The organism is Acinetobacter sp. 766875 (assembly GCF_000582055.1).
GTDB lineage: Bacteria > Pseudomonadota > Gammaproteobacteria > Pseudomonadales > Moraxellaceae > Acinetobacter > Acinetobacter nosocomialis.
Window position 1 is genome coordinate 1 of the sequence record NZ_JEXX01000037.1, and the last position, 16,648, is coordinate 16,648.

A 16,648-nucleotide genomic window follows, 5' to 3' on the forward strand; every position below is an offset into this window, starting at 1 on the left:
AGAGAGTCTGAATAAAGATTTGATCATTAAACAGCATTGAATAGCGGTGTCAGAGTAAGTTTGATTTCGACCATGCTTGCCTTGTGATTGTGCATACCACTGGGTCTTTGGATCGAACCAAATGGCAATATTCCCACGATTAATGAGAGCTCGGTTATATGCGGGCCAATTGGTTGTGCGGTAGATTTTTTGTGTAGGCTTCTTCATTTGAAAATTATATTGCTGAAGAAGCCCTTAAGAACAGCTTTGTGCAACAAAGCCGAAGTTAATTAGTAATAAAATTTGGAAAGAAAGAACATGATTATATTAACAGAAGATCAAAAAAAACAACTTAAATTATTGGTTGGTTTAAGTGGTGTGCCAAATTATGTAGATGCATATAACTATATTTATATTAATTTTAAAGATCAAATGCCCTCTGATCAAGCATATTGGTTTCAACAGGCCGCTGAAATTAATAGGTATATTAACAACCCCTCATTTGAAACTCCTACACAATCAGGTTATTTTATTCAACAAGTAAATAAAATATCTGGAAAAAATGATAGTCAAATTAAAATCATGACCAATATGATTGCAGAAAATGTAATTAATGATGTTTTAAAATCAGGAGTAATCCCTAGTCTTGAACATCAAGTTAATGATGATATTAAGGTTGCTTTAGATGCGGGTCATTTATTAGTAAGTCAATGGGGAGGAGCTTTTTATTATTGGGATTTAGAACTTGCCTCTACAGGTAATAAAAAATTGGGGCAATATATTGTTGAACAGGGTTTAGATGGACAATTTATTGATATTACAAGTACAGAAATGGCCCGTACAATTGAAGATCTTGGTTTAGGTGGTGATAGTTTTCAGCCTGTTATAGGAGCTATTAAAACCTTTTCTTCGGGATATTCAGATGGACTTAATCCTGTTGCAATTATTCCTGCTTTATTAGGTTTTACAGGTTTGGCACAACAGTTATCTGAGCATAGTGATCAATGGATTGGTTTAAAAGTTTTATTTAGTACACTTCAAAAGTTAAAAATAGTAGATGATATTATAGATCCAGTCAAGGGTACAGTGTTTAATATAGAGAAGTCTACTTTTGATGATTTCCTAACTTATTTACTGGAAATTAAGCAATTAGATGAAAATATAACTATTGAAAATGCTATTGAAAAAATATTCAGCGATTATACATATGGTAGTGAAAAAAATGATGAGCTAGATGGTGGACTTATTATTGGTATTGGCAATGATACTTTATTTGGTTTAGGAGGAGACGATAAATTATACGGTGGTTTAGGCCAGGATAGGTTAGTTGGAGGTAAAGGTAATGATACATTATATGGAGGCATAGGTAATGATAAATTATATGGTGGTTTGGGCGAAGACAAATTATATGGTGATAGTGGAGACGATATACTCTATGCAGGAAACAAAAAAGAAGATTTAGATGATAAAAGTAAGAACTATTTATATGGCGGCATAGGTAATGATAATATTTATGGTGGCTCAGAAAGTGATATCTTAGTTGGAAATGGAGGAGATGATAAAATATATGGTGGTGATGGAAATGATATTCTATATGCTGGAGATGAAGAAAATGGTTTAACTGCTCGTGGTGGGGAGAGTGATTTTCTTTATGGTGGAAAAGGTAACGATATTCTTCACTACAGTAAAAGCTTTCTTTTTGGTGGAATAGGACATTTAGAGGGTGGTGAAGGATTTGATACATATAAGGCAGGTGGTACAGTTATTGTAAATGATAGTGACGGTAAAGGTATCTTATATTATGACAATAAAAATTTACTCGGCGCAGAAATGCGTTATCAGTCTGATAGCTTATCACCACCTCCAACTTTAGATTTTAGTAAGAGTGGTTATGATATTAATGATAAAACAACTGGAAGATTGGTTGAGATTGCTAGAACAGATAAGTATGTAAGGTATATTGTTACTGGTGATATTAATTTTAAATATAAAGATTTAACTACAGAAGCTTTAGATACAAGAAGTAAAAATGATACTGACTTGGGAATTAAGTTTTATGTGACAGTTTATAAAGATATACCACCACCACCACCACCTTTTAAACCACCTCATAATCCACCTACACGTTCAGACCCCTTGACTTTAGATCTAAACTTTGATGGTAAAATTAATACAGTTGAATTAACACAAGGTGTCAATTTTGATTTGGATGGTAATAAATTTGCAGAAAAAATATCTTGGATTAGTCCACAGGATGGGTTTGTAGTACTGGATTTAAATAAAAATAATGAGATTGATAATGGTGGAGAACTTTTTGGTACTGATACTTTATTAGCGAATGGTAATAAAGCTATTGATGGATTTCAAGCATTAGCTCAATATGATGAAAATAAAGATAAAATAATAAATGAGCAAGATGAGGTTTATAGTCAGTTAAAAATTTGGAAAGATTTAAATCAAGATGGTATATCTCAGTCAAATGAGCTCTTTAGTTTAGCTGAGTTAGGTATTAAATCAATTTCAGTTAATAATCAAAATATAGATGTTACAGATGAAAATAAAGTTATTCATACTAATAAAGCTACTTTTGAACAAGAAATATTGGTAAATGGAGAGTTAATTAAAAAAATAGGACTCGCTGAAACTTTGTTATTTGAAGTAAATACCTCAAATACAGTTTGGCAAGGTGAAATGAGTAATGAAACAGGTATACCTCTAGATATTTTAGTATTACCTGATTTACCAGGTTATGGTTCTGTCGCTTCATTACATACAGTAATAGCAAATGATACAACAGGAATATTAAAGTCATTGGTGAGTAAGTTTGCGACAACAGCGGCTGATGAACAATTAGCTCTTACTCATCAAATTTTATTATATTGGACTAATAATCAAAATATATCTGACTCAGCTACAACTTATTTTCAAGAAGGAATGAGTAAACAGCAATTTGAAATTTTAAAAGTATTATTAGGTAAAAGTACTGAGTGGAGTGGATGGCCTCCACATCATTCAGCGGCAAGAGAGTTGGAAGCTTTTTATCAAAAAGTTTTAAAAAGTGCATATAGTCAATTATTGAGTCAAACAACGAAAAAAGATTTCATAGATCTAATCTTATTTCAAGAGGAAAGAATCTATGAAACAACGATAAGATTACCTGTGATAGGTTCAAATCCATACGCAACGATACAACAAAGCAGTTGGGATGGGAAAGCACCAGCACCTCATCCTGAATCAATTGTATTAAATGCGGCTTGGAAGCATGTAGATACAATTTGGCATGGAGATTTTAATTTAGCAATTGAAAGGTTAACAGAATTATTTTTGCAGAATAATCAATTAGGAAAGATTGAAATTGAACAATTCCAGTTAATTGTACATGGTTTAGATCCTAATCATGATGTTCTATATAAAGAGTTATTTGAACAATTTTCTCTAAAAGCCCAAGAAATTACTGACGAAAATTTAAGAGGGTTATTATTAGAATCAATTTACGTCTTAGATGATAATCTAAGTGGTACGGAACAAAATGATGTAATAAGGTCTTTTGGTGGTAATGACAATATTACTGCTCTAGGTGGAGATGATACAGTTTATGGGGGTATTGGTAATGATACGATTTATGGGGGTATTGGCAATGATTACTTAGAAGGTAATCAGCATGACGATAGACTTTATGGTGATGTCGGTAATGATACTTTAATAGGTGGTTCTGGGAATGACTATCTGGATGGTGGAGCTGGCAATGACAGTTATGTATTCAATCTGGGTGACGGTCAAGATACGATCAACAGTTATGAATATAATAATCTCAAGATAGACCAGATCATTTTTAATGAAGGTATTCAAGCTTCGTCAGTAAGTGTTAAGCGTGATGGCAATGATCTGATTATTAAATACTCAGAGCAAGACCAGATTACGGTCCGTGGCTATTTTGATAGTAATGGAGAGGCAGCGGGTCGAATCGATCAGATTGTCTTTATAGATGGCACGATCTGGGATGTTGCCACGATCAAGGCAAAGGTACTGGCAGCAACGGCCGGTAACGATATTCTGCAGGGATATAACAGTGCAGACCATCTTGAAGGGTTGGCGGGGAATGATACATTGTATGGCTATGCTGGCAACGATGTATTAACAGGTGGTACTGGTAATGACTATCTGGATGGCGGAGCTGGCAATGACAGTTATGTATTCAATCTGGGTGACGGTCAAGATACGATCAACAGTTATGAATATAATAATCTCAAGATAGACCAGATCATTTTCAATGAAGGTATTGAAAGCTCATCTGTAAGTGTTAAGCGTGATGACAATGATCTGATTATTAAATACTCAGAGCAAGACCAGATTACTGTCCGTGGCTATTTTGATAGTAATGGAGAGGCAGCGGGTCGAATCGACCAGATTGTCTTTATAGATGGCACGATCTGGGATGTTGCCACGATCAAGGCAAAGGTTCTGGCAGCGACGGCCGGTAACGATATTCTGCAGGGATATGGCAGTGCAGACCATCTTGAAGGGTTGGCGGGGAATGATACATTGTATGGCTATGCTGGCAACGATGTATTAACAGGTGGTACTGGTAATGACTATCTGGATGGCGGAGCTGGCAATGACAGTTATGTATTCAATCTGGGCGATGGTCAGGATACGATCCAGAGTTATGAAAATAATAACCTTAAGATAGACCAGATCATTTTCAATGAAGGTATTCAAGCCTCATCTGTAAGTGTTAAGCGTGATGGCAATGATCTGATTATTAAATACTCAGAGCAAGACCAGATTACTGTCCGTGGCTATTTCGATAGTAATGGAGAGGCAGCGGGTCGAATCGACCAGATTGTCTTTATAGATGGCACGATCTGGGATGTTGCTACGATCAAGGCAAAGGTTCTGGCAGCGACGACAGGGAACGATATTCTGCAGGGATATAACAGTGCAGACCATCTTGAAGGGTTGGTAGGGAATGATACATTGTATGGTTATGCCGGTAACGATGTATTAATAGGTGGTTCCGGTAATGACTATCTGGATGGTGGCGCTGGCAATGACAGTTATGTATTCAATCTGGGCGATGGCCAGGATACGATCAACAGTTATGAAAATAATAACCTTAAGATAGACCGGATCATTTTCAATGAAGGTATTCAAGCCTCATCTGTAAGTGTTAAACGTGATGGTAATGATCTGATTATTAAATACTCAGAGCAAGACCAGATTACTGTTCTTGGCTATTTTGATAGTAATGGAGCGGCAGCGGGTCGAATCGACCAGATTGTCTTTATAGATGGCACGATCTGGGATGTTGCTACGATCAAGGCAAAGGTTCTGGCAGCGACGACAGGGAACGATATTCTGCAGGGATATAACAGTGCAGACCATCTTGAAGGGTTGGTAGGGAATGATACATTGTATGGTTATGCCGGTAACGATGTATTAATAGGTGGTTCCGGTAATGACTATCTGGATGGTGGCGCTGGCAATGACAGTTATGTATTCAATCTGGGCGATGGTCAGGATACGATCCAGAGTTATGAAAATAATAACCTTAAGATAGACCAGATCATTTTCAATGAAGGTATTCAAGCCTCATCTGTAAGTGTTAAGCGTGATGGCAATGATCTGATTATTAAATACTCAGAGCAAGATCAGGTCATTGTTCGAGATCATTTTAATAATGACTTTGAATCTGGAGGTCGAATCGACCAGATTGTCTTTATAGATGGCACGATCTGGGATGTTGCTACGATTAAGGCAAAGACTCTGGCAGCGACGGCTGGGAACGATATTCTTTATGGTGATAGCAGTGTAGACCATCTTGAAGGATTAGCAGGGAACGATACATTGTATGGCTATGCCGGTAACGATGTATTAACAGGTGGTTCTGGTAATGACTATCTGGATGGTGGAGCTGGCAATGACAGTTATGTATTCAATCTGGACGACGGCCAGGATACGATCAACAGTTATGAAAATAATAACCTTAAGATAGACCAGATCATTTTCAATGAAGGTATTCAAGCCTCGTCAGTAAGTGTTAAGCGTGATGGTAGTGATCTGATTATTAAATACTCAGAGCAAGACCAGATTACTGTTCTTGGCTATTTCGATAGTAATGGAGCGGCAGCGGGTCGAATCGACCAGATTGTCTTTATAGATGGCACGATCTGGGATGTTACTACGATCAAGGCAAAGGTACTGGCAGCGACGGCCGGTAACGATATTCTGCAGGGATATAACAGTGCAGACCATCTTGAAGGATTATCAGGAAACGATACATTGTATGGCTATGCCGGTAACGATGTATTAATAGGTGGTTCCGGTAATGACTATCTGGATGGTGGTTTTGGTAATGATAGTTATATTTTTGGCTTAAATTTTGGTCATGATATAATCTATAACTATGATTATGAGCAAAATCGTCAAGATATTATTTCTTTTATAGATGGATTAACACAAAAAGATTTCGAATTTCATAGAAATGATAATGATTTAATCATTCAGACTATTGATATTAAAAATAGTATTACTGTTAGGAACTATTTTGAAAAAGAAGCTCTTGGAAGTTATCGAATTGATAAGATTAAATTCTCTGACAATACAATATTAGATATTAATGATATAAAAAAATTAACCTTATTAGGTACAGAAAGTGCTGATACTTTAAGGGCTTTTAAAGATGGCGCGACTCTTTTGGGTAAAGGTGGTGATGATACTATCTATGGTAATACTGGTTCGGATTCTCTTTATGGCGGTATTGGAAAAGATATACTTTATGGGGGGGAGAATAATGATGATTTAGATGGTGGAGATGATAGTGATTTACTATATGGCGGAAATGGAAATGATTATTTAAAGGGTGGAGCTGGAAATGATGAATTATATGGGGGAGATGGAAGTGATACTTATGTTTTTGATAGAGGTTTTGGAAAAGATATAATAATTGATACTAATAGTATTGATAATCTAAATAAAGTTTTACTAAATAATTTTTATGCTGATGAAGTCGTTTTTATTAGAAGTGGGTTTGATTTAAAAGATCTTGTTTTGCAAATAAAAGATTCTAGTGATTCGCTTACTATTAAATCATTTTTTACAAACGACCCATACTCTTATAGTAAAGGTGAAAATTACTATGAAAGTATTGAGGTGGTAGATAATAGTTTTGATTTTAAATATATTGTTGAGGGAGTTAAAAAAGGTAGTGATTATAATGATTCAATTTATATAAGAGATGAATATGATTACTATATAAATTCTGCGGATGGTAATGATGTAATTAGTGTTGTTAATGGAAGTTATACCATTGATTCTGGTAATGGGGATGATAACGTTTATGTTGATAATGTTGTAAATTCTTCAATATATGGTGGTAATGGAAATGACTCTATTCATATCAATGGTGGTTTTAATAATGTTGCTTATGGAGGTGAGGGGAATGATTTATTAAAAGGAAATGGTGGTGGAGTAGTATTGAGTGGTGGCTATGGTTACGACACTTATGTAACTAGTGGTGGAAATATTGTTGATTTAGATTATGCTGGTAAAATTATAGTTGATGCAAATCAAATGTATTTTAAGTGGTCTCAAAGTGAAAGCGGAATTACTAAGTGGCTTGTTAGCCAGCCTAATGAAAACACTGCTAATTTAACTTCATATACAGAATATTCATCAAACTCAAGTTTGACTCAATATCAATATACTAAATTTAGTAACCGTTTAGCAGATATAGAATATGATGCAATAAAGGGAGAAATTTCCTTATTAAAAGATAATAATATTTATTTTAAAATTCAAAATATTTTTGGAATGAATGAAATAGATAAAATTAAAAATAATATGGATATTTTTGTTTCTGGAACAGTTTCTTATCGTGCAGTAACTGCTTTTCAATATAAGGAATTTATTGAAACAAAGTTATCATTTTCTGATTTTATGGAGCAAGGTCAAGTTATATCAAAATATGATCAGAGCGATAATAAAATTTATGGTTTAACTCAATTAGGTAAAGATACTATTTATGCTAATGGCGGAGATGACTATATTTATACCGGACTTGGAGAAAGTCTTGCTTATGGTGAAGATGGAGATGACTATATTATTGCAACTGATATTAATGCTTTAGATGAAGTTTATGGTGGTATAGGTAATGATATAATTTATAATTATGATATTAATAATCTAAATTTAACCAATAATAGTAATTTCTATCAAAGAGATAGACTGTATGGTGGAGATGGTAATGATATTATTAATGTTAGATATCAGAATGCTCAAGTTTATGGAGAAGATGGAAATGATTCGTTAATAGGTAGTGGAGAATTATATGGAGGAGATGGAAACGACACATTGAAGGCTGGAGATGGTGGAGCTTATTTAGATGGTGGAGCTGGGATCGATCATCTTGTCGGTGGCTCGGGTGATGATACTTTTATTGTTGATGAACAAGATACTTATGAAGAAAATGACCCGAATGGCGGTTATGACACAATCCATATTTCACAAAATATAGATCTAAGTTTAGGTTACTTAGAAGCTGTGACATTGTTAGGTAATCAAAATTTAAGTATTTATGGGAATACTTCTGATAACAAGCTTATCGGTAATGCAGGTAATAACTATATTGACGGTCGTGCAGGCAGTGACTATATGCAAGGGGGTATGGGTAATGACTATTATGTTGTTGATACAACCGAAACTATCGAAACTGATGAGAATGGTAATACTTACTTTATAGAGGGTGACCAGGTTGTTGAAGATGTTGATGGTGGAATAGATACCCTGGAACGTTGGGAAGATGCACGCTTTATTAGTCAAGATGAAAATGGAAATCCAGTTTTAACAGATAGTTATAAAATATTAGAAAATAACATCGAAAATCTTATTTTAAAAGGTAATGCTAAAACAGGATTTGGTAATGATCTTGATAATATCATCGTTGGAAATGAGCAAGATAATTATATTGATGGTTTAGCCGGAAATGATACTTATATTTTTAGCCGAGGTGGTGGTACGGATACCTACAGCTTTGAAGATAATATTGATGCTGTAAATATATTAAAAATTCAAGGTTATTCAGCTAATGATGTATCTGCTCAAAAATATGGCGATAGCATATATCTTAGTTTTAAAGGTACAAATGATCATATCTGGCTTTCTAATTATTATATAGCAGATACCGAAAATACCACCTATAAGATGGATCAGATTAATTTTGATTCTGGAGTGATTTGGGGTGTTGATGATATTAACACATTAGTTAATAGAGCCTTAACAAACCATGCACCAACTGTTAATGCGGCTATACCATTAATTACAAGTAATCAGGGAACTGAATTTAGCTATAAATTTGCTAATAATATTATTGTTGATCAGGATAGCTGGGATTCTTTGAGTTATAAAATTACTTTAACGACTAAAGATAGTAGTGGACAATATCAATCTATTCCATCATGGTTAAGTTTTGATACTGCAACACAAACTTTATCTGGTACTCCTCCTACTAATGTGACTGGCAACTTATCGTTCTTTTATTGGGGAACAGATATGTATGGTTATAGTACCGCCACCTCATTTAATTTAAAAGTTAGTCTACCGAACCAAGCTCCAACATTGTTAAATGCAATTGCAGATCAAAGCGTGACGGATGCTAAAGCATTTAGCTATACCGTTCCTGCAACAACATTCAAAGACCCTGATGGTGATACATTAACGTATTCGGCTACCTTAGAAGATGGCTCTTCATTACCATCTTGGCTTAGTTTCAACCCAACTACCAGAGTATTGAGTGGCACTTCACCCGATAACACAATGCCGCTAAATATTAAAATTACAGTCAAAGATATTGCTAACCAATCAGTTTCTGATGTGTTTAAGCTAACATTTGTTGTTCAAAATCAAACAATAAATGGAACAAGCAATGCTGATACGTTATATGGAGCTTCAGGGAATGACTCCCTAACAGGACAAGCAGGTAATGATATTCTCTATGGGCAAGCAGGTAATGACACTTTAAATGGTGGTACGGGTAACGACACAATGTACGGCGGAAAGGGGGATGACACTTATATTGTGGATAGTACTGCTGATGTTATTAGTGAAAGTGTGAATGAAGGAACTGATACTGTCCAAAGTAGTGTTACTTACACATTAGTAAATAATGTGGAAAATTTAACCTTAACAGGCACTACAGCAATAAATGGTACAGGTAATGCACTCAATAATGTGATTCTTGGTAACAGTGCAATTAATACTTTAACTGGTGGCGCAGGTGATGATTATCTGGATGGAGGAGTTGGGGCAGATAAATTATTAGGAGGAACAGGTAATGACTCTTACGTTATTGACAATACAGGTGACATTGTCACTGAAAATGCTGGTGAAGGGATAGATACTGTTTTTAGTTCAATTACTTATACTCTCGGTAATAATCTTGAAAATCTAACATTGACTGGGTCAACAGCAATTAATGGTACAGGTAATGCGCTCAATAATGTACTTGTTGGTAATAGTGGAATTAATACTTTAACTGGTGGTGCAGGTGATGATTATCTGGATGGAGGAGCAGGAGCTGATAAGTTACTTGGTGGTTTAGGTAATGATACTTATGTAATTGATAACTCTGGCGATACTGTTACAGAAAATGCTAGTGAAGGTATAGATACGGTTCTGAGCTCTATTACTTATACATTAGGCAGTAACTTAGAAAATTTAACTTTAAGTGGTTCAACAGCCATCAATGCAACAGGTAATACATTAAATAATACTCTTACAGGTAATAGTGGAGTAAATGCTTTAAATGGTGGAGCTGGTAATGACATCTTAGATGGACAAGGTGGAAATGATCAGCTTACCGGCGGAACTGGTGCTGATACAGCACTGTATCAATTATTAGTTCAATCTGATGCTCTGGGTGGAAATGGTACAGATGTTTGGTCTGATTTCACTATTGGTAATACCACATCAAATACAAATGCAGATAAAATTGATATTGGTGATCTGTTAATTGGTTATTCTGGTACTTATAGCTTTACTAGTTTGGAACCATTTATAAAAACTGTTGTGAGTGGTTCAAATACACAGTTATATATTGATAGGGATGGTGCAGGAACAACGTATAGTAGTTCATTGTTGTTAACATTGAATAATACAAACGTTAATTTAAATGATCTAATCAATAACCAGCAAGTTATTATTTAAAAATTAGGGCGATGAGACCAAAATTATTTTTGGTCTTTATCTTAAATTGTTCATTTATCTAAAAGATTAAAAAAGGCATTAAATACTAATATTTAATGCCTTCATTTTTGTCTTTAGTAGTTAAATTTTACTTAATCTTTTTAAAGATAAAGTCATTAATCTTATGACCCGACTCAATACCACGGCGTTCAAACTTAGTCACTGGGCGCCAGTCTGGACGAGGGTAGCTATTGCCTTTACCCGCCAAGTTTTCAAGGTTTGGACGGTTGTCTAGTACATCAAGCATCCATTCTGCATACGGTTCCCAGTCTGTTGCTGCATGGAAGGTACCACCAAGCTCAAGCTTCTGTTCGACCAGTTGCATACGCTCATGAATAACAAAACGGCGTTTGAAATGACGTTTCTTTTGCCAAGGGTCTGGGAAGTAAAGTTGTACGCAGTTGATACTGTTGTCTGGCATTTCACGTAAAACTTGAATCGCGTCTGCATCGAGTACACGTAAGTTTTTAAGTTCTGCTATACCTGCTTCATATAAACATTGGGCAATACCAGGTACGTGTACTTCAATGCCTACATAGTTACGTTCAGGATTTGCTTTAGCCATAAGAACTAAAGAGCGGCCCATCCCAAAACCGATTTCAACAGTTAAAGGGCGCTCTGGATGTTCAAAGTGTTGACGTAAGTCACCAACAGGATATTCCAAAATTAAATCGCGATGTTGTTCTAATGCCGTGCGTTGAGACGTATTAAGTGGTGCTGAACGACGCATAAACGTCACAATTTCACGGTGTTCAGGCAAATTGTCTAAGTCTGCAATTTGCGTTTCTAACTGATCGATCGACATAACCTTGGCAATATTGAAATTCAAATGCGGTATTTTAAGTCTTCAGGTGGTCAAGTCAAATATTTCGGTGTTTTTCTTCATGTAGATGTCATGATCAATATTTAATCTAAGAGACTAATTAAAACTCACATGAACAATTTTACTCATGAAAACTTTTCAGTTAAGAACACTTTCGGTTTTTTTAAGTGCATTTGGTGCATTTTCATATAGCTCTGTTGCTCAGGCGCAGCTCATGTTTAGTCAGTATGTTGATGGTAGTAGTAATAAAAAGGGTTTAGAGATTTATAACCCGGATGGTTCTACAGTTAACTTAGCCGATTATGAGATTCAACAGTTTAATAATGGTGGCACTGCAAAAACGGTGTCTTTCCGTTTACAAGGTACACTTGCGAGTAAGCAGAAGTTTTTAGTGGGACGTTCGGAGCTACAAACTGAACTTGGTAGTAAAGTAAATCAGGTTGCTGCATTATCTTTTAATGGTGATGATGCAGTTGTACTCGTTTATAAAGGCACACCTGTCGATCGTTTTGGGCGTATTGGTGAACGACCAGAGGCAGGTTGGGGAACAGCCGTTTCAAGTTTAGGAAATAGTTTTAAACGTATCGAAACGGAAAACCCAGCTTTAAGTATTGACCCAACCGCAGCATTTGATTTGGATCATTCATGGTCAGCATGGGCAAACCGAAATGATTTCTCAAATCTATCGGGATCGACTACTCAACCGCCTGTGCAAACGGTCAGTTGTTCAAGCTCAGATACACCAATTGCCGATTTAGCATCTTCAACACAAAATCAAACCTATACAGTACGTGGCGTAATTACTGCTGACTATCGTTATGTCAATGGTTTCTCTGGTTTTTATGTTCAAACACCTGACCCCAAAGCACGTGCAAATGTGAGCAATGCTATTTTTGTTTATATTCCAAATAGCAGCGCGGTAAAAGGTGGCCAAGTTGGTGATGAAGTCATCTTACGTGGTCGTTTAACAAGCTATCAAAATCAACTACAGATCGACCAATTACAACAAGATATTCAGACCTGTAATACTAATATGGCAAATCAGGTTCAGCCAATTAGTTTAGAGTTACCATTTACCAGCTTAACAGGCGGTTCAACCAATTCTCCGCAGCGCTATCAAGGGATGTTGGTTAAATTACCTCAGACTTTAACGGTGAGTGAAAACTATAATTATGGTCGTTATGGTGAGTTATCTTTAAGTTTAGGCCGTTTATATATTCCAACCAACTTATATCCTGCCTTGTCGCCAGAAGCGAAAGCTTTAGCTCAGAAAAATTTATTATCGAAAATTATCTTTGATGATGGTTATAACAATCAAAACCGTACGCCATGGTTACCAACAAATTTTAGTGCTGCCAATACATTGCGTTCTGGCTATCAGCTTAAAAATATTGAAGGGATTTTAGAGTATCGTTTTAATGGTTGGCGAGTACAGCCAGTGCTTGGACGTACGCAACCAGAAGTTGTTACTCAAACAAATCCACGCCAGAGTGTCATTACAAAAAATGCCAATCATATTCGTGTAGCTTCATTTAACGTTTTGAACTATGACAATGGTGCAACAGGTTTCCCAACAGAGCGTGGTGCAAACACACAAGCAGAGTTTGATAAACAGCACCGTAAAATTGTGAGTGCATTAAAAGCGATTGATGCTGACGTATACGGTTTGATGGAAATTGCTAACAATGGTTATGGTCCAAACAGCGCAATTGCTCATTTAACCAGTGCATTAGGTCCTGATTGGAAATATGTTATTCCTGAAAATTTGGATCGTTTAGGTGGTGATGTTATTGCCGTTGCGATTATTTATAACAGCAAGCGTGTTAAGCCTTTAAACAAACCTGTTGTGCTTGATTTGGGTGATAAAAACCGAACAACCTTAGCACAAACTTTCCAGGCTGTTCGTGGTAATAAAACGTTTACGGTTATTCCAAACCATTTGAAGTCAAAAGGTTGTACAGGAGTAGATGCTAACTCTACTGATGCCGATCAAAATGATGGTCAAGGATGTTGGAATCCAACCCGTGTGAAAGCAGTTGACCAAATTGTGCAGTGGCTAGCGAAAAATCCAACTCAAGTTCCTAAGCAAAATGCTTTACTCGTTGGAGACATGAATAGCTATGCAAAAGAGGCACCAATTTTAGCTTTTGAAAAAGCTAACTATAAGGTTCTCCTCAATGATGCTAAGGTTGGGCAAGGCGCTCAGGCATATAGCTATGTGTTTGGTGTGGCAAGTGATGCAAATGGTAATGGGGGAGCGGGTAACTTAGACCATGCAATTGCCGATGCAGATTTATATCCAAAAGTAGTGCGTACTTTTGCTTGGCATATCAATGCAGATGAACCAACTGTTCTAGATTACAACGAAGAATATAAAACTGATGAGCAAAAGGCTCTGTTTTATGGTGAAGATGCTTATCGTTCTTCGGACCATGATCCTGTCATTGTCGATCTAGATTTAAATGGTAAAGATTCAAGTCATCCTGATAATGGCAACAAAAATCCTATTTTGGATTTCCTAAACCAATTAGTGGAATGGATTAGCCAACTTTTTAAACGTAATTAACGGTAAAAAATGCGTGATGGGAATGTGTTTTATCATATTTTAAACAATCGTCACGCAAGACAACTTGCAAGGTCAAACTTTTTCAAGAATATTAGATAGTGTAAGTAATTTATAAATTTACGCTTTTTTACAATTAAGGAATTGTACAAACCTTGCAGGTTTTTTAGAAGCAATTTAAAACGTTAATGTAAGATAAGAAGGATCAGATATGAAATTATATTATTCGCCAGGCGCATGTTCTTTAGCTGCACATATTATTTTAAATGAAATTAATGTTGATTTTGATTTAGAACGAGTAAATTTAAAAACACATAAAACAGAAAAAGGTGCAGATTATTACGAAATTAATCCAAAGGGCTATGTACCAGCTTTAGAAATTAACCCAGGTTTGATTTTGACGGAAAACGTGGCGATTTTACCGTTTCTTGCTCAGCATGATCCTAAACAAGATTTGATTCCTCCTTCAGGCTTAGGCCGTGCGAAAGTGTTGGAATGGTTGGGCTATTTAAATTCTGAACTGCATGATGCATACGCAGTATTTTTTGGGGCACCGTTAACAAGCGAAGAAAAAACCAAAGCTTACGCTGAAATCGACCGTCTTTTAAAATATATCGATAATTATCTGGCTGAGTCGGATTATGACTATTTAGTAAATGATAATTTTGGCCCAGCTGATGCATACTTATTTGTGTTAACAAATTGGTCAAATTCAATTGAACATGATCTAACGCCATATAAAAATATTATTGCACTACGTAATAAAGTTGCTGAGCGTCAATCTGTACAAATCGCGATGCGTGATGAAGGTTTAATTTCATAAACTTTTAGATGCATTAAAAAAGCCCCTAATCAATAGGGGCTTTTTTAATATTGAATATAACTTAGTGTTGAGCTTTTTCTTTTACATCAGCAGCTGCATGTTCAACAGCTTGAGCTGTATCAGCAGTTGCTTTACGTGCAGTCGCTTCAGTTTGTGCAGCAGCATTTGCAGTAGTATCGGCAGCATGGTCAGCAGCAGCATCAATCTTAGCTGTAGCGTTGTCTGTAGCAGTTGCAATATCGCTCGCAGCTTTGTCACCAGCAGATTTAATATCTGCTGTTGCTTGTTTAGCAGCATTTTCTAAATGTTCACCTGTAGTCGCACCAGTTTCTGGAGCTTTCTCTTTATTACAACCAACAAGGGCAACAGTCGCAGCAAGACCTAAAGCAACAAGTAATTTATTCATTGTGTTTTTCCTTCTAATTCATGGCATCCAAAATTATGGATGTCTAAAATATAAACATAAAGTAACTGATTAATAAAGATCAAAAATTGTTAAAAAGTTGTAACTTCAACATTAAAAAAGCCTAGCATTTTGCAATGCTAGGCTTTCGCTCAATAATAGGATTTAACCAGTTTTATTGCCCAGAACGGATGATGTAATCAAACGCAGAGAGTGATGCTTTAGCGCCTTCACCTGTGGCAATAATGATTTGTTTGTAAGGCACAGTTGTACAGTCACCTGCAGCGAATACACCTTTCACATTGGTTTCATTGCGGTCATTGACAATGATCTCACCACGGTTGGTTAACTCAACTTCACTGTCTTTTAAGAAGTCAGTGTTTGGCAATAAACCAATCTGTACAAAGATCCCTGCAAGCTCTACCACATGCTCCTCATCAGTCGCACGGTCTTTGTATTTAAGACCAGTCACTTGTGAGCCGTCACCTAACACTTCAGTACTTAAAGCATTCATAATCACAGTTGTGTTTGGCAAGCTATGCAGTTTGTTTTGTAAAACTTGGTCTGCACGAAGTTTAGTGTCGAACTCAACCAGAGTTACATGTTCAACAATACCTGCAAGGTCAATTGCAGCTTCCACACCTGAATTACCACCACCAATCACGGCAACACGTTTACCTTTGAACAGTGGACCATCACAGTGCGGGCAGTACGCTACACCACGGGTACGGTATTCAGCTTCACCCGGTACATTCATTTCTCTCCAACGTGCACCTGTTGAAAGGATCACAGTTTTCGATTCAAGTTTTGCACCGT

Annotated in this window: 7 protein-coding genes; 3 read left to right on the top strand and 4 right to left on the bottom strand. The window is 36.2% G+C overall.

Annotated features, from left to right (window positions below):
• Window positions 1-207: transposase (locus J576_RS18825; protein ID WP_033855643.1), on the bottom strand; the 207-nt coding region annotated here is incomplete at its 3' end.
• Between the two features lie 90 nt (window positions 208-297).
• Here J576_RS18825 and J576_RS20525 point away from each other — a divergent pair.
• Window positions 298-11,181 (top strand): calcium-binding protein, encoded by a 10,884-nt coding sequence (locus tag J576_RS20525; RefSeq protein WP_033855732.1) that lies wholly within the window; start codon window positions 298-300, stop codon window positions 11,179-11,181.
• 127 nt (window positions 11,182-11,308) lie between these two features.
• On the opposite strand, the gene trmB is transcribed toward J576_RS20525, so the two are convergent.
• Entirely contained in the window at window positions 11,309-12,025 is a 717-nt protein-coding gene (gene trmB, locus J576_RS18835; RefSeq protein ID WP_002156820.1) for a tRNA (guanosine(46)-N7)-methyltransferase TrmB, read from the bottom strand.
• A gap of 145 nt (window positions 12,026-12,170) precedes the next feature.
• Here trmB and J576_RS18840 point away from each other — a divergent pair, with 145 nt between their 5' ends.
• Both J576_RS18840 and J576_RS18845 read left to right on the top strand, forming a co-directional pair.
• Window positions 12,171-14,609, top strand: a complete 2,439-nt coding sequence (locus tag J576_RS18840) for an ExeM/NucH family extracellular endonuclease (RefSeq protein ID WP_002156871.1) — start codon at window positions 12,171-12,173, stop codon at window positions 14,607-14,609.
• A 208-nt stretch (window positions 14,610-14,817) separates the two neighbouring features.
• A complete protein-coding gene (locus J576_RS18845; RefSeq protein ID WP_002156856.1) occupies window positions 14,818-15,429 on the top strand; it encodes a glutathione binding-like protein in 612 nt (203 codons plus the stop codon).
• A 61-nt stretch (window positions 15,430-15,490) separates the two neighbouring features.
• On the opposite strand, the gene J576_RS18850 is transcribed toward J576_RS18845, so the two are convergent.
• The gene (locus J576_RS18850; protein WP_002156827.1) at window positions 15,491-15,835 is read right to left on the bottom strand and encodes a hypothetical protein; all 345 of its coding nucleotides are present in this window, start codon (window positions 15,833-15,835) and stop codon (window positions 15,491-15,493) included.
• A 172-nt stretch (window positions 15,836-16,007) separates the two neighbouring features.
• On the bottom strand, window positions 16,008-16,648 hold a 641-nt coding region (locus J576_RS18855; RefSeq protein WP_033855733.1), incomplete at its 5' end, for an FAD-dependent oxidoreductase.